The following is a 19,222-nucleotide window of genomic DNA, read 5'->3' as shown; positions in this document are numbered from 1 at the left end:
GGCGGGGGCGGCTATGGACCGTGGTCTCCCTCACGGCCCGACGAGTCCCATCAGGCGAGGAGGTCGGACTGGAGGGTGACCACCTGGCGGAAGGCCGCGTCCGGGACGCCGTCGGGGTTGGTCATGGTGACGACGGCGACGAGGTCGGAGGCGCAGAGGTAGGCGACGCGGCCGGTCGGGGTGCCCTTGGCGCCCTTCGCCGTGCTCTCCTGGGCGTCCAGGTGGACGCCCTCGACGGTGTCCCAGGCGCTGTGGGAGGTGCTCTTCGCGCCGGGCAGGGCATTGGGCCTGGCGTCGGAGCGCAGGGAGGAGAAGACGTTCCAGGACTCGAAGGAGGCGCCGAAGCGCAGCAGCCGGATCTGGGTGCGGGTGCCGTCGGAGGCCGTCCACTCCCGGACGGTGGCCGCCCGGCAGGCGTCCCGCAGGAGCAGTGCGCGGAGCTCGGCAGGGTCCCGCTGGTCGGCGAGGATCGCGTCGCAGGTGACCCAGTCGGCCGGGGCCTGGCCGGCGGGGGCCGTGGACGGGCTCGCGCCCGCCGAGGCCGACGCCGACGCCGAGGCGGAGGCGGTCGGGCTCGGGGTCGCGCTCGCCGACGGGGTGCCGGTGGCCGAGGTGGTGGGAACCGGGTAGAGCGCCGGGGTGAGGCTGCCGCCGGCCTCCTTGGGGGCGGGCAGCAGCAGGTAGCGCAGGTCCGCGGCGTGCAGGGCGTTCTTGCCGCCCGTACGGTCCGGCGCGCCGCTGCCCGAGGGCAGCGGCGGCAGCGTCAGCGGCGGGAAGGTGTAGCGGCCGTCGCCCGGGGTGGCCAGGCCGGGCAGGTCGGTGCGCTCGGGGGCGGTGACCGCAAGCGCGGCGCCGGTGCCCGTGAGGGCGAACACCAGGGTGGCGGTGGCCCAGCGCGCGGCCGCCCTGCGGCGGGCGCTGCGCCGGGCGAGGCGGGCCTCGTGCTCCTCGGGGGTCTCGGCGAGGGTCTCGGCGGGAGGGCCCGCGGGGGCCTCGGAGAGGGCGGCGGGCTCGTGCGGGGTGGCGTGGTCGGTCATGCGGACGCTCCCGGGCGGGCGAGGCGGTCGAGCTGCAGGGTGAAGAGGGCGACGATCCGGTCCTTGGGCAGCGGTGCCACGCCCTCGACGTTCATGACCACCAGGAGGTCGCCCTCGGCGGCCGAGCACTCCAGGTAGTCGATCGGCGCGGACGGCGGCGCCGGCATCAGGTAGCAGTGCGCCTCGGGGTGGCCCGGGATCTCCGGACCGATCCGGAACAGGCCGGTGTCGCCGGTGAAGACCGCGGTGTACTCGTTGAGCTTCTGCACTTCCTGCTGGTTGAACTGGCGCAGCTTCAGGCCGACCACCAGGTCGTCCTCGCTGGTCCGGTACGTCCGCACGCCGGTGGCCTTGACGTGCAGGCCCTCCCAGTAGGAGCGCAGCTTGTCGCGCTTGTCCTTGGGGATCTGCTGGAGTTCGTCGTCCAGTTCGGCGGACAGGAACTCGGCGCCGAGTTCGGTGTCGTTGCCGTAGCCGCCGTCGTCCGGGCCGAGTTCGTAGCCGGCCGGGACGGGCAGCAGCAGGTCGCGCAGCGAACCGAAGTGGTTGCCGTTGGACTTGGCGCCGAACGGCGTGGCGGTCGCGGTCGGGACGGGCGCGGCGGACGGCCCGGCGGCCACGGCCGGGGCCGGGTCGTCGTACTGGGTCTTGATGATGCCGACGCCGATGGCCACCCCGGCCAGCGCCGCCGCGGCCGTCGCGGCGCCCGCGCGCAGCAGGCGGCGGGAGGCGGGGCGCGGGGCGGCGGGCGCGGTGGGTACTGCGGGCTCGGCGGGTACCGGGGGCTCGGGTGCGAACTGCTGCTCGGCGACGGGCTGTTCGGCGGCGGCCTGCTCGATGGCGGGCTGCTCGGGGGCAGCCGGGGCAGGCTCGGCGGCCGGGGTCCCGGTCATGGTGTTGTCGGTCATGCGAGTCGCTCCCACTGCTGCTTGGCGAGGTCCTTCACGACGGCGGGATCCACCGGCTTGGTGCCGAAGACCTCCACCACCATCACCACCGTGCCGCGTTGGGCGAGGGCGCTGCCGTAGTAGTACTGCTCGGTGGTCTCGGCCCAGCGGCGGGGATCCTTCTCCACCTGGTAGCCGCCGTTGGCGCCGCTGGCGGCGTCGGCGAACGGCTCCATGGTGCGGGCGGTCAGGACGTTCGTGACGGCCTCGTTGGCGCGGTCCGGCGCGTACTGGATCAGCGACACGCGGTACTTGACGTCGTCCTTCTTCCAGTCCACCTCGGCCGCTCGCCGGAAGCCGCGCGCGTTCAGGTCCTTGAAGGCGCGGACCGCGCCGCCGTTGCGCTCGGCTATCTCGCCGACCGACATCCAGCTCGGCTTGTCCGGGTAGTCGGCCCAGGCGGTGCTGCCGTCCGGGGCGCCGATCAGCAGCTTGAGCAGGTCGCCGTCGATGGCCAGCGGCTTGGGCTGCTGGGCGGCGTAGGCGGTCGGGTCGACCGCCACGGCCGGGTAGGACGGGCGCGCGACCTGGATCGGCGGCAGCGGCGTCGGCGGGCGCTGGGCCTGGACGGCGTAGCCGACCCCGCCGCCGGCCAGGGTGCCGAGCACCAGGCCGGACACCGCCAGCAGCACCGGGCGCGGGCGACGCGGGGCGCGGGGCGCCCGCTCGGGGGCGGGCGGCAGGAACTCGGTGGCCGGCGCGTCGGACGGCGGTTCAGTGGCGAACTGCGGTGCGGCGAAAGGCGATTCGGCGGCAGGCGATTCGGCGGCAGGTGCTTCGGCGGCCGGGGTCTCGGCGGGCGCGGCGGCGGGCCGCGGCGGGGCAGCGGGCGCCGGCGCGGTGCCGGGCGGGGGCAGCGCGGGTTCGGTGGTCACGGGGTGGCTCCAGAGGAGGGTGGGGAGGACGGCGTCGGGGCGGGCGGCGGCGCGGGTCCAGCCGCGTTCAACCGCGTTCAGCTGCGTTCAGCCGCCGGAGGCGAGCCACTCGCGCTGGCGCTTCATCAGCCCGCTCAGCAGCGCCTTGTCCGGTGTCCCCTTCACCTCGACGTCGATCGTGTACTGGACGTCGCCCTGGCTGGAGATGCCGGTCATCGAGCCGGTGTACGCCTGCTGCTTGGGCTTGTGCAGGTAGCCGTGGGCGTTCGGGTCGCCGTCGATGTCGATCGGGTCCTGCGACTTGAGGGTGTATCCCTGGACGAACTCGCGCGCCATCGAGGTGGAGCCGAAGCGCAGCAGGGTGACGGTGACCTCGGCCTTGCCGTCGGCCGTCCGGTACATCCGGGTGGCGCCCGACTGGTAGCCGTACGAGCCGAGGATGTCCATGATGCCGTCCTGCTTGCCGAACAGGTCGGCGACGTCGTCGTTGGTCATGGTCATCCCGTCCGCGGGCCCGTACGACTCGCCGCCGTCCGGGATCGGGAGCAGGAAGTAGCGCAGGTCGCCCTCGTGCTTGCCGCCGTTGACGGTCCCCTTGACGGTGCTGGCCGGTTTGGGGGTGGTCGGGGCGGCGGTGGGCGTCGGCACCGGCACCGGGGTGGCGGAGGGCGTCGGGGTCGGGCTGGCGGTGGCGGTGGCCGGCGCGGGTACGGCGGCGGCCACCGGGCGGGCGTCCGGCCTGCCGACGGCGACGGTCACCGCGGCGCTGGTCGCCGTGACGGCGAGCAGGCCGGCGGTGGCCAGGACGACGCCGACGGCGCGCGGCAGCCGGCGCGCGGCCGGTTCGGGTGCGACGACGTGCTCCGGTACGGCGGGGTGCTGCGGCGCAGCGGGGTGCTGTGGTACGGCGGGGTGCTGCGGTACGGCGGCCGGTTCCGGCACAGCGTCGGGCTGCTCCGGAACGGCGGCTGTCTCGTTTTCGGGCGCGGACAAGGAACTCCCCCGGGAAAATGTGGGATCTCGCGCGCGGACTCCCTCGCAAACCGCTTCCCCAGCGGTTCTCCGGACCGTCCATCACGCGTCTCAGCAGGAATTATGAGAGACCGTTCGCATCACTGCCAACAAAGTTAATCGCCGCACTCCGGTCCAATTCTCGATGAATCGGACACGTCGTGATGTAACCGCAACAGGCGATCCCGGCGTGGTACTGCGGTACCGCGCCCCATCCGATGATCGGTCCGGGGTACCACGGATCGCGCCGGCGCCGCACCTAGCGTGGAGTGTGAGGGAGGCCGGGACGGTCCGGCCCCGGAGCGTAGGGGTGAGCGATGATCGAGGCGCACCAGCTGACGAAGCGGTACGGGGAGAAGACCGCCGTCGACCGGCTCGACTTCACGGTCAAGCCCGGCACGGTCACCGGCTTCCTCGGGCCCAACGGCGCCGGGAAGTCCACCACCATGCGGATGATCGTCGGGCTGGACGCGCCCACCAGCGGCTCGGTGCGCGTCAACGGGCGCCGTTACGCCGCGCACGCGGCGCCGCTGCAGGAGGTCGGGGCGCTGCTGGAGGCCAAGTCGATCCACCCGGGGCGCTCCGCGTTCAACCACCTCATGGCCCAGGCGCACACCCACGGCATCCCGCGCTCGCGGGTGGAGGAGGTCGTCGAGCTGACGGGGCTGCAGTCGGTGGCCAGGAAGCGTGCCGGGGCGTTCTCGCTGGGCATGGGCCAGCGGCTGGGGATCGCGGCGGCGCTGCTGGGCGACCCTGCGACGGTGATGCTGGACGAGCCGGTCAACGGTCTCGACCCGGAGGGCGTGCTGTGGATCCGCAACCTCCTCACCTCGCTGGCCGCCGAGGGCCGCACCGTCTTCGTGTCCTCGCACCTGATGAGTGAGGTCGCGCTGGTCGCCGACCACCTGATCATCGTCGGGCGGGGCCGGCTGCTGGCCGACACCACCGTGCAGGACCTGGTCCGCCAGGCCGGTGGCGACGTGGTGAAGGTGGCCGGCGCCGATCCGGCCCGGCTGCGCGCGGCGCTGGCCGGGCCGGGTGTGGAGGTCACCGGCCGTTCCGGTTCGGAGGAGCTCCTCGTCACCGGCCTGGCCGCGCGGGAGATCGGCCTGCGGGCCGCCGAGCAGGGCATCGCGCTGTTCGAGCTCACCACCCGCACGGTCTCCCTGGAGGAGGCGTTCATGGAGCTGACCAGGGACGCCGTGGAGTACCACGGCACCACCACCGCGACCGGGCCCGCCGCCAGTGCGGGTGCCGGCGCCGAGTCCCCGAGGAGCGCGGCATGAGCACCATCGCACCGAGCCAGACGCCCGCGGCCGCCGACCGTCGGCCCGCGCGCCCCGCCTACCGGGTGACGCCCGTGCGCGTGCTGCGCTCGGAGTGGGCCAAGCTGTGGTCGCTGCGCTCGACCTGGATCACGCTGGGCCTGGGCCTGCTGTTCCTGGTCGCGTTCGGTTTGATCGCCGCGTTCCAGTTCAAGTCGAGGATCACCTCGGGGCGCCCGATGGACCGGGGGGACTTCGCCGACGCCAGTGCCCTGAGCCTGTCGCTGTTCGGCACCAACTTCGCGCAGCTGGCGTTCGGCGTCCTCGGTGTGCTGGTCGCCGCGGGCGAGTACTCCACCGGCATGATCCGCTCCACCCTGGCCGCGGTGCCGCGCCGGCTGCCGGTGCTGTGGTCCAAGGCGGCGGTGTACGGGGTGGTGGTGCTGCTGCTCGGCACCGTCGGGGTGTTCGTCGCCTTCGCGGCCGACAGCGGCATTCTCTCCGGCACCCGCGCGGCGATGACATTCTCCGACGCCGGCGTCCTGCGCGGCCTGCTGGGGGCCGGGCTCTACCTGGCCCTGGTGGGCGTGATCGGTGTCGCGCTGGGCGCGCTGCTGCGGTCGGTGGCGGGCGGCATCTCGGTGCTGGTGGCCTCGCTGATGCTGGTCCCCGGCCTGATCTCGCTGCTGCCCTCGTCCTGGCAGGACCACATCAGCCCGTACCTGCCCAGCAACGCGGGCCAGGCGATGTTCGCCCTGCACCACGACGCGGCCACGCTGTCGCCCGCCGCGGGGCTGGCGGTCTTCCTGCTGTGGACGGTGCTCGCCCTGGCGGGCGCGGCCGTGCGGCTGATGCGCAGCGACGCCTGAGGGCTGGGAGACTGCGTGGACGTCCCGGTGCGGTGCCCGTTCGAGTCGGGTGCCGCACCGGGCCCGTTTCGTATCCGTATCCGTATCCGTATCCGTATCCGTATCCGTATCCGTTCCGGGGTGAGCTGGACGAAGGCGAGGTCCGTCGCGGATGGGCTGGACGAAAGTGACGTCCGTTTGCGGATGGGCTGGACGAAGGTGACGACCGTTCCGGACGAGCTGGACGAAGGTGACGCCGTGAGCGAGCACGACACCGCCGCGGGGGCGGGGGGCGACCCGCTGTCGGGGTACCCGGTGTTCGCGCGCCTGGCCCGGCTGGGGCAGCGGGCGCGGCAGGCGGACCGCGACCACCCGTGGGTGCTGGACACCGCGGTGGTGGCCGCGGTCTTCCTGCTGTTCTGCCTGCCGGACCTGCTGCCCTTCCACGACGGCGGGGAGCGGGCGCGCGAGCACCGGATCGTCTTCGCCCGCCCGCCGCTGGCGGCGATGCTGGCCTTGCAGGCGGGGCTGCTGCTGCCGCTGCTGTGGCGCCGGCGGCGACCGGCGGCGGCGTTCGCGGCGGTCGCGGCCGTGTTCGTCCTGCAGTGGTCGCTGGGGGTGGCGCTGCGCGCGGACGTCGCGCTGCTCGTCGCCCTCTACAGCCTGGCCCTGCACGGGAGCCTGCGGCACCTGGCGTGGGCGTGCGCGGCGATGGCCGGCGCGTCGGCGCTGGTCGCGGTGGAGCTGTCCGGCGGGCTGCCGGTCGGGGACGCGCTGTTCTTCCTGTTCAGCGCGGCGACGGCGGCGGTGGCCGTCGGCATCGCGGTGCGCATCCGCCGGGCCCAGCTCGCCGGGCTGCGCGAGCGGGCGGCGCGCCTGGAGGTCGAGCGCGACCAGCGCAGCCGGCTGGCCACCGCCACCGAGCGCACCCGGGTGGCCCGGGAGATGCACGACATCATCGGCCACAACCTGTCCGTGATCATCACCCTGGCGGACGGCGGCGCGTACGCGACCGAGGCCTCCCCCGAGCGGGGCCGGGAGGCGCTGCTGTTGATCGGGGAGACCAGCCGCCAGGCGCTGGGCGAGCTGCGGCGCATGCTCGGTGTCCTGCGTGACCAGGGCGGCGAGCAGGGCCCCGAGTTCACGCCGCAGCCGGGCATCGCCGACCTCGACGGGCTGTGCGCGCGCATCCGGGCCGCCGGGCCGCAGGTCGTGTACACCGCGCGCGGCGAGGTGGGGCGGCTGGACCGCGGGGTGCAGCTGATGGCGTACCGCATCGTCCAGGAGGCGCTCACCAACACCCTCAAGCACGCCGGGCCCGAGACCCGGGTGCACGTGACGCTGGCCGCCGAGGGCGGCCGGCTGCGGGTGCGGGTGCGGGACGGCGGTCCGCCCGGCGGGGTGGTGCGCGGCGGGACGGCGGGCGAGGAGGGGCACGGTCTCACGGGCATGCGCGAACGCGCGGCCCTGTACGGGGGCACCGTCACCGCCGGGCCCGGGCCCGGGGCAGGATGGACCGTGGAGGCCGTCCTCGACCTCACCCCCGACGGACCCGACGGACCCAGTGCCTTCACCTCCGGTCCCGACCCCGACTTCGACCCGACAGGCGGCCTGACGTGACCACGGTCCTCATCGTCGACGACCAGCCGCTCCAGCGGTACGGCTTCCGGATGCTGCTGGAGAGCCAGCCCGGCACGGAGGTCGTCGGCGAGGCCGCGCACGGCGCCGAGGCCGTGCGCCTGGCGGCCGACCTGCGGCCCGACGTCGTCCTGATGGACATCCGGATGCCCGGCATGGACGGCATCGAGGCCACCCGTCGCATCGTCGCCACCGGCGGGCGCTCGCGCATCCTCGTCCTGACCACCTTCGACCTCGACGAGTACGCCCACGCCGCGCTGCGCGCCGGCGCCAGCGGATTCCTCCTCAAGGACGCCCGCCCGGAGGACCTCCTGGCCGGGATCCGCGCCGTCTCCGAGGGCGACGCCGTCGTCGCTCCCGCCATCACCCGGCGCCTCCTGGACGCCTACGCCCACCACCTGCCCGTGCGCCCGCCCGGCGCGGCCGCCGAGGACGACCCGCGGCTGAACGCCCTGACCGAGCGCGAGCGCGAGATCCTGGTCGCGGTCGGCCGGGGCTGGACCAACGGCGAGATCGCCCAGCGCCTGGTGCTCGCGGAGTCGACCGTCAAGACGCACGTCAGCCGGGTGCTGGCGAAGATCGGCGCCCGGGACCGGGTGCAGGCCGTGATCTTCGCCTACGACCGCGGACTGAACCGGCCGAACCCGCCGGCCTGAGCCGTCACGCTCCTGCCGCGGGGGGTACGGCGTCAGGGGCGCTTCTTCGGAGCGGCTTCGAGGTCGGTGGCGGCGGCGGCGAGGATGGCGCCGAACACGTGGGCGATGACGGGCTTGCCGACCCGGCGGGCCAGGGCCGCGCCGACGAGGGGGACGGGGATCGCGAAGCCGGTCGCCCAGACGACCAGGGTGCCCTCGGGGACCTCCTCGAACGTCATCCGGCCGAACTCGTGCCGGGCCGGCGGGAAGCTGCGGTCGACGGTGTAGTCGAAGCCGTGCGGGGCGTTGTAGGCGGTGATCCGCTCGTTGAACCAGCCGATCAGCCAGGTGTGCAGCCGCACGGCCCCCACCCCGTAGGGCGCGCCCTCCCCGGGCCGGGCCAGGCGCGCCCTGAGCACGAACGGGGAGCGGGTGTAGTTGGTGCTCGTGGCGCACCAGTCGAACACCTCGGCGATCGGCGCCGCGATGACCCGTCGTACGGTCACGGTTTCCATGGCTCGTCCCTCTCCTGCAGCGGGGGGCGCGGGTGTCGGCCGCGCCCTGTTCACCGGTGAAGACCGGGCGCGGGCCGAAACCGTGACATCGGGCGGGGGCGTCCTCGGGGGTTGCGATGCCGCCGCCTACCGTTCGGCTTTGGGCGTGCGGGCCATGAGCAGGTCGACGGCGCGGTCGATGGTGACGGTGCCGTCGAGGATGGCGACGACGAGTGCGGTGATGGGCATCTCGACCTGGTGTCGTCGGGCGAGGTCGAGGATGGAGTAAGCGGACTTGGCTCCTTCGGCGGTCTGGCCGGTGGCGGTGGCGGCCTGTCCGATGGTCAGGCCTCGGGCGAGGTGTTCGCCGAAGGTGCGGTTACGGGAGAGCGGGGAGAGGCAGGTCGCGGTGAGGTCACCGAGGCCGGCCAGTCCGGCAAAGGTGGCGGGGTCGGCGCCGAGCGCTGTGCCCAGGCGAGCGGTTTCGGCGAGTCCGCGGGTCAGAAGGGTGGCCTTGGCGTTGTCGCCGAGGCCGAGGCCGACGGCCAGGCCGACGGCGAGCGCGATGACGTTCTTGACCGCGCCGCCGAGTTCGCAGCCGACGACGTCGGTGTGGGTGTAGGGGCGGAAGTACGGGGTGCGGAAGGCCGCTTGGAGTCGGCGGGCCGCGTCGTGGTCGGTGCAGGCGATGACGCTGGCGGCGGGCTGGCGGGCGGCGATCTCGCGGGCCAGGTTCGGGCCGGACAGGACGGCGACGCGGGCGGGGTCGAGAGCGGCGCCCTGGGCGATGACCTCGCTCATGCGCCGGCCGGTGCCGAGCTCGATGCCCTTCATCAGGCTGACGACCAGGGTGTCCGGCTCGATCAGGGGCGCCCACGCGGCCAGGTTGGCCCGCAAGGTCTGGGAGGGGATGGACAGGACGGCGACGTCGGCTCCGGCCAGGGCGACATCGGCTTCGGTGGTGGCCTTCACGGTGCCGGGCAGTGTGACGCCGGGCAGGTAGCCGGGGTTGACTCCCCGGGTGTTGATGCCGTCGGCGACCTCGGGGCGGCGCGCGTGCAGGACGACGTCGCATCCGGCGTCGGCGAGGACCAGGGCGAAGGCGGTCCCCCACGATCCGGCCGACAGTACGGCGACCCGGGTCATCCTCTACCTCCGCGTGCTGGTGGGGAGCTGAGGGGCAGCCTACTGGCGCCTGGGGGTGCAGGCGCCGGTCAGCGGCGGCGCGGGGTGAGCGCGACGGCGCGGCGCCCGTCCGGAGTGGGAAGCATGCGGGCTCGGGCCGAAACCGTGGCGTCGGGCGGGGGCGTCCTCGGGGGTGGCGATGCCGCCGCCTACCGTTCGGCTTTGGGCGTGCGGGTCATGAGAGAGACAGGCTTCCTGGCGGTTCCCAGAGTGGCGGGGCCTCGGGGCGGCACGCGTGCGTCAGACGTTGCCGAACTCTCCGGAACGGACGGCGGTGACGAAGCTCGACCAGGCGTCGGCCGGGAAGACCAGCGCGGGACCGTGGGGATCCTTGGAGTCACGGACCGGGACAGTGTGGACGACGTTCGCACCGACCTCGACGCAGTTCCCGCCCTGGGTGCTGTAGGAACTCTTGTACCAGGTGGCATTGCGATCATCCATGCTCAAAGCCTTTCCGCACGTTTCGAATGAACTCGATGCTCGCTGCTCGGCGCAGCGCCTCGGCCTGGAGATGATCGTACTCACTGGCCCACTCGGCCAACGTCTCCGGATCGCGTTCGAGGTAGCCGCGCCGCTGCGTCTCGCCGTACCCCACGATGGCCCTGTTCGGCATGGTCAGCAACGTAATTGGATGCCCGAACGGGCGGTTCTCGCCTGCCGCGGTAGGACACACCTGCACCAGGAAACGGGGACGTGCGGCGAGTGCTTCCAGGTGCCTGAGTTGCGCCACCATGACGTCCCGACCACCGATCGGCCGCCGTAGCGCCCCCTCGTCCATCACCACCTGGACGTGCGGCGCCGGATCTCGGGCGAGGGCCTGCTGTCGGAGCAGCACCTTCTCGATTCGTTCGTCGGCCTGCTGTTGAGTTGCGACCCCGCGCAGGACAGCCGCCTCCTGAAAAACTCGGCTGTACTCGGGCGTTTGGAGCAAGCTCGGAACCAGGTTGATCTCGAACAGCCTCAGGGCGATGGCCTTCGCTTCATTGCGCAGGTACTCGTCGAAGCCTTCGAACAAGACCCGCCGACCGGACGTGCTCCACTCCCTGAGGAACTGCTCTCCCGACTCGAACACTCGATCAAGTGCCGTTGAGATCTGTTGACTTGGTTTCCTTCGGCCGTGCTCGAGTGCGGAGATGTACGACGATGTACAGCCGATCAGCTCGGCAAGGTGTTCCTGAGTCCAGCCTCGCTGCTCGCGCGACGTGCGAAGCAGTACGCCGAACTCGGCGGCTGGGGATTCCGGAGGGCCAAGTTCCCGCTTGTTCAAGGCTGTTCGTCCTACCAATCTGACACCGTGGGACAAGTTGAACAGCTCCGCAGCCTAGAGGACAGTTGGCGGCCCCGGTAGTCGTCGGACTACGGAACGGAGTCGCTGTCGTGGCGCGCAAAAGCACCCCCGCGCCCCCGAAGCCGCGACACCGCCCGCAGGTCGGCGAACTGGTCGCGGACTTGAGGTCCGTTCCGCGCGGAGCGGGTTCCCAAGCCCGGACAGGTCGAGCCGACCGGGCGGGATCAACAACTCGGCCGACCGGCCGAGTTGTTGATCCCACCGGCACCACCACGAAATGGAGGCGCAGTACAGATGACAACCGCACCGTGGGGTACCACCCGGATGGGGCCGTTCACGGCTACCGTCCCGGTCCCGCAGCACACGCCCGTCATCGACCCCGAGACGCAGATTGCGGTGATCGTGGACGAGCACGGGCGCACGGTCGAGTTGGGCGGGCACGGCACCAGCACGAGCGGCCTGACGCCCACCACGACCACGCCCGACGGAAAACCGGGCGGGCCGACCGACGCCGACAGCACCGAGTCCTACGACCAGGACCAGAACAACGGCTGATGAACGACCGAAGCGGGTCGGTGCTGGTGCTGACCAATCCCCTTGACGTGACCGCGGATGCGGTACTGCGGGTGCTCGCCGAGCGCCGGGTTCCGGTGGTCCGGCTCGATCCCGGCGCCGACCTGCACACGGGCGCCTCGCTGATCGCCACGTACCGCACGGGCCAGCAGCGGGGCACCCTGCGCACGGCCAGCCGGGAGCTCGACCTCTCCGCCGTCCGGTCCGTCTGGGTGCGCCGGGCCTCACCCTACGAAGGGCCCTCCGAACTGGACGGCCAGGACCGCCGGTTCGCCGCCTCGCAATCCCTGTGGGGTGCGGGCGGCATCCTCGCCTCGCTCCCCGCCGCGCACTACGTGAACCACCCCTGGGCCAACCGTGCGGCCGAGCACAAGCCGGCACAACTGGCGGCCGCGCAGCGCTGCGGGTTCACGGTCCCCGACACGGTGATCACGAACAGCGCGGACGAGGCGCGGGAGTTCGTGGCGGCCCAGGCCGCCGGGGCGGTGTACAAGCCGTTGTGGAACATCCCCTACTCGGTCGGCGGGCAGCCTCACGCCGTGTGGGTGCGCGAGGTCGATCCGGCCGACATCACCGACGCCGTGTCCGCCTGCCCGCACCTCTTCCAGGCGAAGGTGCCGAAACTGTTCGACGCAAGGGTGACGGCCGTTGGCAACCGCCTGTTCGGCGTCCGGATCGACAGCCCCGACCTTGACTGGCGGCGCCGCCAGGACCGGATGACGTGCACCCCGATCGACGTACCCGGGCCGGTCGCACGTTCGGTCGCCGCCTACCTCGGAGAACTTCGTCTGGTCTACGGCGCATTCGACTTCGCCGTGACCACCTCGGGCGACTGGTACTTCCTCGAATGCAACCCGAACGGCCAGTGGGCATGGCAGCCGGCCGAGACCATCGAGGCGATTGCCCACGCCCTCGCCGACCAACTGCAGAAAGGCCGTGCCGCATGAGCACACCGGCTGAACTCCGCGCCGCTCTGGCCGACAGGCTCACCGGGGACGGCACACTGACCGAACGCGAGTGGGACAGCGCGGCGAGGGCCGTTCCGCGAGAGCTCTTCGTCGGAACCTACTTCGCTCCGGTCGCCGGCAGCGTTCCGACGAGCTACCGACCCGTCCGTCAGGGCGAGCCCGGGTGGCTGGCGGGGATCTACGATGACCAGACGCTGGTGACCCAACTCGACGGCCGCGTCGGGCCCGAGGACACCGCTGGGGAGACCGTGACAGGTATCCCGTCGTCGTCGTCCACCCTCCCGTCCGTCGTACTGCGCATGTGGCAGCAGCTGGGCGCCGAGGCCGGACACCGGGTACTGGAGATCGGTACGGGCACCGGGTACTCGACCGCGCTGGGCGCGCACCGCCTCGGGGACGCCGACCTCACCAGCATCGAGTACGACCCGGCAGTCGGCGCGGCAGCGGCGGCGGCGATCAGGACTGCGGGCTTCTCCCCCCGGTTGATCATCGGTGACGGGCTGCGCGGCGACCCGGACGGCGGGCAGTACGACCGGATCATCGCCACCTGTTCCGTCCGGTACATCCCTCTCTCCTGGCTCCACCAGGTCAAGCCCGGCGGTCGGATCCTGGTCACCCTCTCCGGGTGGAGCTACGCGAACGCACTCGTGCTGCTCGACGTGACCGGACCCGGCGAGGCCACTGGCCGGTTCCTGACCGGCCAAACCGGTTTCATGATCGCCCGCCCGCACGACCGACCGCCCCGCCCGACGCTGGACCTCCTGCCCGGCGAGGAGCGTCCGACCCGCATCGACCCGGCGAAGCTGGACAGTTGGACGGGCGCTTGGGTAGCCCAGCTTGCCGCACCCGGGGCAATCCGCATGGGTGTGGGGGCTCAACAGATCCTCTGGGACCCGGCCACCGGATCGCAGGCCCGGACGGCGCCCGACCCCACCGACGGGTGGACCGTGACCCAGCGCGGGCCCGTCGCCCTGTGGGACCGGGTCGAGCAAACGGTTGAGACCTGGCAGGCGGCCGGTGAGCCGCACCAGGATCGCTTCGGGATCACCGTGTCGGCTGCCGGACAGCGGGTCTGGCTCGGCACCGAGGACGGGCCCGGATGGGATCTGCCCGTATAAGCCTGGCTCGGCCCTGCGCCGAGCCGTGTCGCTCCATGATCAATCCGTCATGGAATCCTCCCGTCCGGCGAGGGGAACCAGCCCTCCGCCGACGCCCTTGCCGGCGTCACCACCGACCCCGCGACCGGGCGCGGACCGAAACCGTGGCGTCGGGCGGGGGCGTCCTCGGGGGTGGCGAGGGTGGGCGGGTGAACGGGGAGAGGGGGGCGGGGTGGGACGCGGGGCTTCTGTGGAGTGGGGGGCGCTGCACCGGCGGTGTGCGGTGGGTGTGGTGGCGGGGGTGGTGGTGCTGGGGGGCGCGGCCGGGCCGGTGGTGTGGGCGGGGTCGCAGGACCTGCCGGGCGATCGGCGGTGGTGGCTGGTGGTGTGCGGGGTCGCGCTGGTGGCGGCCGTCGGCGCCTCGCTGCCGCTGCTGCGTCGGGTCTCCACCACCGCCTACGTCGTCTCCTGCGTGGCGCTGGTGGTGCTGCTCGCACTCGCCCTGGGCACGGTGTTCGCGGCGGCGCAGGCCGCCTACGCCGTCCGGACCAGGCTGCACGAACCGCCCCACGTCACGGCCACCGTGACGGGCTGCCGAACGACGGGCCGGGAGCTGGACGACCAGAACCGGGGCCACGACGTCTACGGCTGCACCTACCGCTGGAGCGTCGGCGACCGGGAGTTCAGCGAGGAGCGGCCCACCGGGAAACTGTATCCGGACGGGCACGAGACCAGGGTGTGGCTCCCCGGCGAGCGGATGATCACGAGCCGGCCGAGCCTGCTCGGGATCCCGCTGTGGATCGCGCTCGCCCTGGCCGGGCTGGCGGGCGCGGTCCGGTTCTCGGCGTTCCTGGCCTGGAAGGCCCGCGACGTGGGCCTGAGGGGCTAGGGGTGGCCGGAATCCGGGGTGGTGGGTGTGGTGCTCTGGCAGCATCGGGCGGATGGGGCAGCGGGAGGGGATCGGGCGGCGCTTCGTCGTGGGCGCCGGGTACGCGCTGTACCGGGGGCCGTTGGCGGACAGCACGTCACACCGGCATGCCGCGTTCCAGGTCGCCGTCGCGGCGGCGGGTGACGAGGTGACGATCGTGGACGGGGCCGGGGTCCGGCACCGGGGCGCGGCGGTGGTGGTGGCGCCGATGGTGTGGCACCGGATGGCGCCGGTGCGGGAGGTGTCGGCGTTCTTCGTCGATCCGCACTGCGCGTTCGCGGACCGGCTGCGGGCGGGGTGCGGTGACGGTGTCACCGTGGCGCCCCAGTGGCGGGACCTGGTGGAGGAGGACCTGCGTGCGTCCGGGGTGCTGCCGTCGGCCGAGGTGGACGTGCGGCTGTGGGCGGCGATGGAGGCGCTGACGGACCACCGGGTCGCGCTGCCGGGGCTGGCGGCGCGGGTGGGGCTGTCGCCGCAGCGCCTGCGGGCGCTGGCGCGGCGGCAGTTGGGGGTGCCGCTGGCGCGCTGGCGGATCTGGCGGCGGCTGGCCCGCGCCGCCGACGCGCTCGGTGAGGGGCGCACGCTCACCGAGGCGGCGCTGGCGGGCGGCTTCGCGGACCAGGCGCACTTCAGCCGCCAGATGCGGGAGATGACGGGGCTGACGCCGTCGGCGGTGCTCCCGGTGCTGCGCGCCTCGGGCCGGGCGGGCGGCCCGGCGGGCGGCCAGGACCCCACGGGCGGCGCGGGCGCGGCCTACGCGCGGCGGGCGACGTAGAACGACAGCGAGCCGGTGAGCGTGGCGACGGTCTCGGTCTCGCGCACGCCGTGGAAGCCGGCCTCGCTGATCAGCCGGGGCAGGATGCCGTCGGCGTTGGGCTGGGTGTCCTCCTTGCCGTCCGCCAGTTGCACGATGCGGAACGCGAGGCGCATGGCGGCCGTGCGCTGGCGCCCGAAGTCGGCGATGACGAGCTTGCCGCCGGGGCGCAGCGCCGTGTGCATGGAGGCGAGGACGGCCTGTTTCATGGGGATGGGGCACTGGTGGAGGACGAGGCTGGAGACGACGGTGTCGGCTGTTTCGGCGCCGACGAGGTCGGCGACGGCGTCGCCCATGCCGATGCGCCATTCGGGGGTCACGCCGGCGGCGGCGGCCTTGCGGCGGGCCACTTCGAGGGTGGTGGGGTCGGGGTCGACGCCGATGACGCGGGCGCGGGGTTCGACGCGGCCGAGGAGGACGGCCAGGGAGCCGGTGCCGCAGCCGACGTCGAGGATCACGTCGTCGGGGCGGGGGGCGACGTGCATGGCGAGCAGGCTGCGCCACAGGCGTTCGCGGGTGAGGGAGACGATGGGGTCGTAGAAGCGTACGGGGCCGAGGCGGCCGGCGGCGGGGGTGAAGGCGCGATCGGTCATGCGGGTCAGTGTCGGCCGGGGGGTGTGGTGGCGTCTTGAACGAATCGCTCGCCGGGCGGGGCGGGTTGGGGGTTTTCGGGGCCGGCTGCGGGCCGGTTGTGGGCCGGTTGCGGGGGTCGGGTTCCGGCCCTCCGCGGGCACATAGAAAGTCTATCGACATATGACGTTGGATGACTTATCGTGATCGTCGCGGTGGTCCGGCGCGGCCGGCCCGCCGCGACCACCGTTCGGCCCTGCGAGAGGACCTCCGTGCCCCGTCGTTCCCGCACGTCCACAGCACTCGGCATCAGCGCCACCGCCGTGGTGGCGCTGGCCCTGGCCGCGCCGCCCGCCCTGGCCGGGCCCGCGGCCGCCCCCGACCCGGTGCCCTCCCTGGTGGCCGGTCAGGACACCGCCGCCCCGCAGCTGGTCACCGGCCTGGCCGAGCCGGCCGTCGGCAGCCCCGCCGACGCCGCCCGCGCCCACCTCGCGGCCCACGCCGACCGCTACCACGTCGACCCCGGCGAGCTGGCCGAGGTCGGCTCCGAGAGCACCCCCGACGGCCGGCGCACCGTCAGGTTCGAGCAGCGCCACGACGGCGTGCCCGTGTTCGGCGCGCAGTACCTGGTGCACCTGACGGGCGAGGGCGCCGGGCAGCGCGTCGAGTCGGTCGGCGGCAAGTACTTCACCGGCCTGACCGTGCCGACCACCGCCACCGTCCCGGCCGCCGCCCTGCGGGACCTGGCGCTCGGCTCCGTCCAGGACCCGAAGGCCCGGGCCGCGGCCACCGCCGAGGACCACGGCCTGGTCGTCCTGCCGGACGGCGCCGGCCGGCTCGCCCAGCGCTTCACCGTGCACGCCGCCGACCCGGCGACCGGGGGGCCCGCGGCCCGCGAGGTCTTCGTGGACGCCACCGTCGGCGTGGTCGCCCTCGCCTACGACACCCGCGCCCCGCTCCCGTCGCCGGCGCCGACCGCCGGGAGCTCCGCGGCCGGCCTCGAACCCGCCACCGGGACCGCGCCGGACGCCCGCGGCAACTCCGTCAAGGTGAACATCGCCCGCCTGCCGGACGGCAGTTACCAGCTCACCGACCTCACCCGGCCCGCCGCCATCACCACCTACGACGCCGGCGGCCGGGACGAGATGGACTTCGGCGGCGGCATCCCCGCCGACCTCCCCCCGGCCCACTCCCCCGGCCCGGACTTCCCGGCCTCCGCCGGCACCAGCGGCGCCACCGACGCCAGCGTCAACGCCGGTATCGTGTACGACTTCTACCACGACCGGTTCGGCCGCAACGGCCTGGACGGCAAGGGCGGCGCGATCACCTCCGTCGTCAACGTCACCCAGGACGGCGCCCCCTACGCCAACGCGTACTGGGACGGGAAGAAGATGGTCTACGGCAACCCGGGCCCCTCCTACTACCCGTTCTCCGCCGCCCTCGACATCGCCGGGCACGAGATGACCCACGGCGTCATATCGAACACCGCCGACCTCGTCGGCATGGGCCAGGCCGGCGCGATGAACGAGGGGCTCGCCGACTACTTCGGCAACGCCATCGAGGTCACCGCCCGCGGCATGTCCATGAACGACCCGGCGGCCGCGCTGCTCGGCGAGAGCAAGTGCCGCACCGGCACCCCCGAGGCCTGCGCGGACCGCCGGATGGACGACCACCGCACCACCGTGAACGACTACCTCGGCGGCACGGTCGACAACGGCGGACAGCACCTCAACGCCACCATCTTCAGCGGCGCGCTGTGGGACATCCGGCGCACCCTCGACCCGCTCACCGCCGACCGCCTCGTCTACCGGGCACTCACCGCCTACCTCACCCCGCTCGACGACTTCGTGGCCGGGCGCAACGCGGCACTGGCGGCCGGCCGCGACCTCGGCCTCAGCCACGCCCAACTGCGCACCGTGGCAGCCGCGTTCGACGCGCACGGGATCAAGGCCGGCTGGGAGAACCGGATCGGCATGGACAGCCGCACGCTGGCCCGCAACCTCTCCTACTCGATGGCACCCCCGGCCGCCGGCGGCGGGCACTGGGTGGCGATGGCCCCCGCCCCCGACCCGGTCAAGGGCACGGGCGGCGGCAACAGCAGCAGCACCACCGCGCTGTACACCGGCTCCACCACCGGGCGCGGCGCCCCCGTCCGGCTCAGCCCCGACGACGGCCGCTACCACAGCTGGCCCGCCACCGACGGCACCACCGCCGTGTGGAAGGCCATCGGCACCACCGCCCAGAACCACAGCCGCGAACTGCTGGCCGCACCGCTGTCCGGCGCCGGCCCGGTCCGCAGCCTGTTCCTCGCCGACGGGACGGAGCCCGGCAGCCCCCAGGTCTCCGGCGGCGACATCGCCTTCACCGTGAACGACTTCACCACCCACCGCACCAGCATCCGGCTGTCCCACGACGGCGCCCCCGCGGTCGAACTGCCGCTGGCCGACGGGCACCACCCGGACGACCTCACCCTCAAGGACGGCTACCTCGCCTGGACCGAGTCCTGGCAGGACGGACAGCAGTACGTCACCGCGCCGACCGTCTACTCGATCGCCGCCGGCAAGGTCACCGCCCAGTACACCGCGCACGCCGCCCCCGGCGCCGCCGCGACCAGCGCCTCCTCCGCCCGGCTCGCCGGCGGACGGCTGCTGTGGCTGGACACCCCCGCCGGCGCGACCGCCCGCGCCTCCGTCCGCTCCGGCGCCCTGGACGGCTCCGGCGTGACCGAGGTGCTGGCCGCCGACTCGCCGAACGCCCCGACGCGCGGCGGCAGCCTCACCGCCTCCGACCAGGCCCTCACCTACAAGGTCGAGAGCACCAAGCCCGCCGGCGGCTGGACCAACGCCGCACTGCCCAAGCTCTGGCAGCTCCCGGTCGGCGGCGGCACCCCGCAGCGCCTCTCCTGCGACCGGGGCGGCCAGGACCAGCCCGCCGCCGACCAGGGCACCCGGGTGGTCTGGCTGGACTCCACCCCCGGCCGCACCGACCTGGTCGTGCGCGACCGCGCGGCGGGCACCTGCTGACCATCCTTCCCTGACCCCCACCCCCC

General features: G+C 73.5%; 19 protein-coding genes. 10 read left to right on the top strand and 9 right to left on the bottom strand.

The features are described 5' to 3' along the window. Window positions 1-50: 50 nt before the first annotated feature. From ABT015_RS21860 to ABT015_RS21845, 4 genes are all read right to left on the bottom strand, one after another. Window positions 51-1,037, bottom strand: coding sequence for a hypothetical protein (locus tag ABT015_RS21860; protein ID WP_350881487.1), 987 nt, complete (start codon window positions 1,035-1,037; stop codon window positions 51-53). Continuing rightward, window positions 1,034-1,945 (bottom strand): hypothetical protein, encoded by a 912-nt coding sequence (locus ABT015_RS21855; protein ID WP_350881485.1) that lies wholly within the window; start codon window positions 1,943-1,945, stop codon window positions 1,034-1,036. The genes ABT015_RS21860 and ABT015_RS21855 overlap by 4 nt, the downstream gene beginning before the upstream one ends. After that, the gene (locus ABT015_RS21850) at window positions 1,942-2,859 is read right to left on the bottom strand and encodes a hypothetical protein (protein ID WP_350881483.1); all 918 of its coding nucleotides are present in this window, start codon (window positions 2,857-2,859) and stop codon (window positions 1,942-1,944) included. Before ABT015_RS21850 ends, ABT015_RS21855 begins: the two co-directional genes overlap by 4 nt. Window positions 2,860-2,946: 87 nt before the next feature. Further along, a complete protein-coding gene (locus ABT015_RS21845) occupies window positions 2,947-3,852 on the bottom strand; it encodes a hypothetical protein (protein WP_350881481.1) in 906 nt (301 codons plus the stop codon). A gap of 335 nt (window positions 3,853-4,187) precedes the next feature. Here ABT015_RS21845 and ABT015_RS21840 point away from each other — a divergent pair, with 335 nt between their 5' ends. From ABT015_RS21840 to ABT015_RS21825, 4 genes are all read left to right on the top strand, one after another. After that, window positions 4,188-5,156, top strand: coding sequence for an ABC transporter ATP-binding protein (locus ABT015_RS21840; protein ID WP_350881479.1), 969 nt, complete (start codon window positions 4,188-4,190; stop codon window positions 5,154-5,156). Beyond that, on the top strand, window positions 5,153-6,004 hold the full coding sequence (locus tag ABT015_RS21835; RefSeq protein ID WP_350881477.1) for an ABC-2 transporter permease: 852 nt from the start codon (window positions 5,153-5,155) through the stop codon (window positions 6,002-6,004). Before ABT015_RS21840 ends, ABT015_RS21835 begins: the two co-directional genes overlap by 4 nt. Window positions 6,005-6,241: 237 nt before the next feature. After that, the gene (locus tag ABT015_RS21830) at window positions 6,242-7,603 is read left to right on the top strand and encodes a sensor histidine kinase (protein ID WP_350881475.1); all 1,362 of its coding nucleotides are present in this window, start codon (window positions 6,242-6,244) and stop codon (window positions 7,601-7,603) included. Beyond that, on the top strand, window positions 7,600-8,277 hold the full coding sequence (locus tag ABT015_RS21825; RefSeq protein WP_063352848.1) for a response regulator: 678 nt from the start codon (window positions 7,600-7,602) through the stop codon (window positions 8,275-8,277). The genes ABT015_RS21830 and ABT015_RS21825 overlap by 4 nt, the downstream gene beginning before the upstream one ends. A 32-nt stretch (window positions 8,278-8,309) precedes the next feature. On the opposite strand, the gene ABT015_RS21820 is transcribed toward ABT015_RS21825, so the two are convergent. The 4 genes from ABT015_RS21820 to ABT015_RS21805 form a co-directional block, all read right to left on the bottom strand. Continuing rightward, entirely contained in the window at window positions 8,310-8,771 is a 462-nt protein-coding gene (locus ABT015_RS21820; RefSeq protein WP_350881472.1) for an SRPBCC family protein, read from the bottom strand. Window positions 8,772-8,897: 126 nt separating this feature from the next. Beyond that, entirely contained in the window at window positions 8,898-9,896 is a 999-nt protein-coding gene (locus ABT015_RS21815) for an NAD(P)H-dependent glycerol-3-phosphate dehydrogenase (protein ID WP_350881470.1), read from the bottom strand. Window positions 9,897-10,175: 279 nt separating this feature from the next. Beyond that, a complete protein-coding gene (locus tag ABT015_RS21810; RefSeq protein ID WP_350881468.1) occupies window positions 10,176-10,376 on the bottom strand; it encodes a DUF397 domain-containing protein in 201 nt (66 codons plus the stop codon). Continuing rightward, window positions 10,369-11,202: a helix-turn-helix domain-containing protein gene (locus ABT015_RS21805; protein WP_350881466.1), complete on the bottom strand. Its 834-nt coding sequence runs from the start codon at window positions 11,200-11,202 to the stop codon at window positions 10,369-10,371. The genes ABT015_RS21810 and ABT015_RS21805 overlap by 8 nt, the downstream gene beginning before the upstream one ends. 315 nt (window positions 11,203-11,517) lie before the next feature. On the opposite strand from ABT015_RS21805, the gene tgmA reads away from it, so the two are divergent. The 5 genes from tgmA to ABT015_RS21780 all read left to right on the top strand — a co-directional run bounded on the left by tgmA (window position 11,518) and on the right by ABT015_RS21780 (window position 15,564). Continuing rightward, window positions 11,518-11,778 carry a putative ATP-grasp-modified RiPP gene (gene tgmA, locus ABT015_RS21800; RefSeq protein WP_350881464.1) on the top strand — a complete coding sequence of 87 codons (261 nt, stop codon included), beginning with the start codon at window positions 11,518-11,520 and terminating at the stop codon, window positions 11,776-11,778. Beyond that, window positions 11,778-12,743 carry an ATP-grasp ribosomal peptide maturase gene (tgmB, locus tag ABT015_RS21795; protein WP_350881462.1) on the top strand — a complete coding sequence of 322 codons (966 nt, stop codon included), beginning with the start codon at window positions 11,778-11,780 and terminating at the stop codon, window positions 12,741-12,743. Before tgmA ends, tgmB begins: the two co-directional genes overlap by 1 nt. Further along, window positions 12,740-13,882: an ATP-grasp peptide maturase system methyltransferase gene (gene tgmC / locus ABT015_RS21790; protein ID WP_350881460.1), complete on the top strand. Its 1,143-nt coding sequence runs from the start codon at window positions 12,740-12,742 to the stop codon at window positions 13,880-13,882. The genes tgmB and tgmC overlap by 4 nt, the downstream gene beginning before the upstream one ends. Window positions 13,883-14,162: 280 nt before the next feature. Next, window positions 14,163-14,750: a hypothetical protein gene (locus tag ABT015_RS21785; RefSeq protein ID WP_350881458.1), complete on the top strand. Its 588-nt coding sequence runs from the start codon at window positions 14,163-14,165 to the stop codon at window positions 14,748-14,750. A gap of 52 nt (window positions 14,751-14,802) precedes the next feature. Then, window positions 14,803-15,564: a helix-turn-helix domain-containing protein gene (locus ABT015_RS21780; RefSeq protein WP_350881456.1), complete on the top strand. Its 762-nt coding sequence runs from the start codon at window positions 14,803-14,805 to the stop codon at window positions 15,562-15,564. Here ABT015_RS21780 and ABT015_RS21775 read toward each other — a convergent pair. Next, window positions 15,543-16,196, bottom strand: a complete 654-nt coding sequence (locus ABT015_RS21775) for a class I SAM-dependent methyltransferase (protein ID WP_350881454.1) — start codon at window positions 16,194-16,196, stop codon at window positions 15,543-15,545. The two genes, ABT015_RS21780 and ABT015_RS21775, sit on opposite strands and share 22 nt — an antisense overlap. Window positions 16,197-16,445: 249 nt before the next feature. On the opposite strand from ABT015_RS21775, the gene ABT015_RS21770 reads away from it, so the two are divergent. Next, window positions 16,446-19,196: a M4 family metallopeptidase gene (locus ABT015_RS21770; protein WP_350881452.1), complete on the top strand. Its 2,751-nt coding sequence runs from the start codon at window positions 16,446-16,448 to the stop codon at window positions 19,194-19,196. The last annotated feature ends 26 nt before the right edge of the window (window positions 19,197-19,222 follow it).

Origin of the sequence: Kitasatospora sp. NPDC094016 (assembly GCF_040304045.1) — a bacterium.
Lineage (GTDB): Bacteria > Actinomycetota > Actinomycetes > Streptomycetales > Streptomycetaceae > Kitasatospora.
The sequence above is the reverse complement of the archived record's forward strand: the minus strand, read 5'-3'. Positions and strand labels throughout refer to the sequence as shown.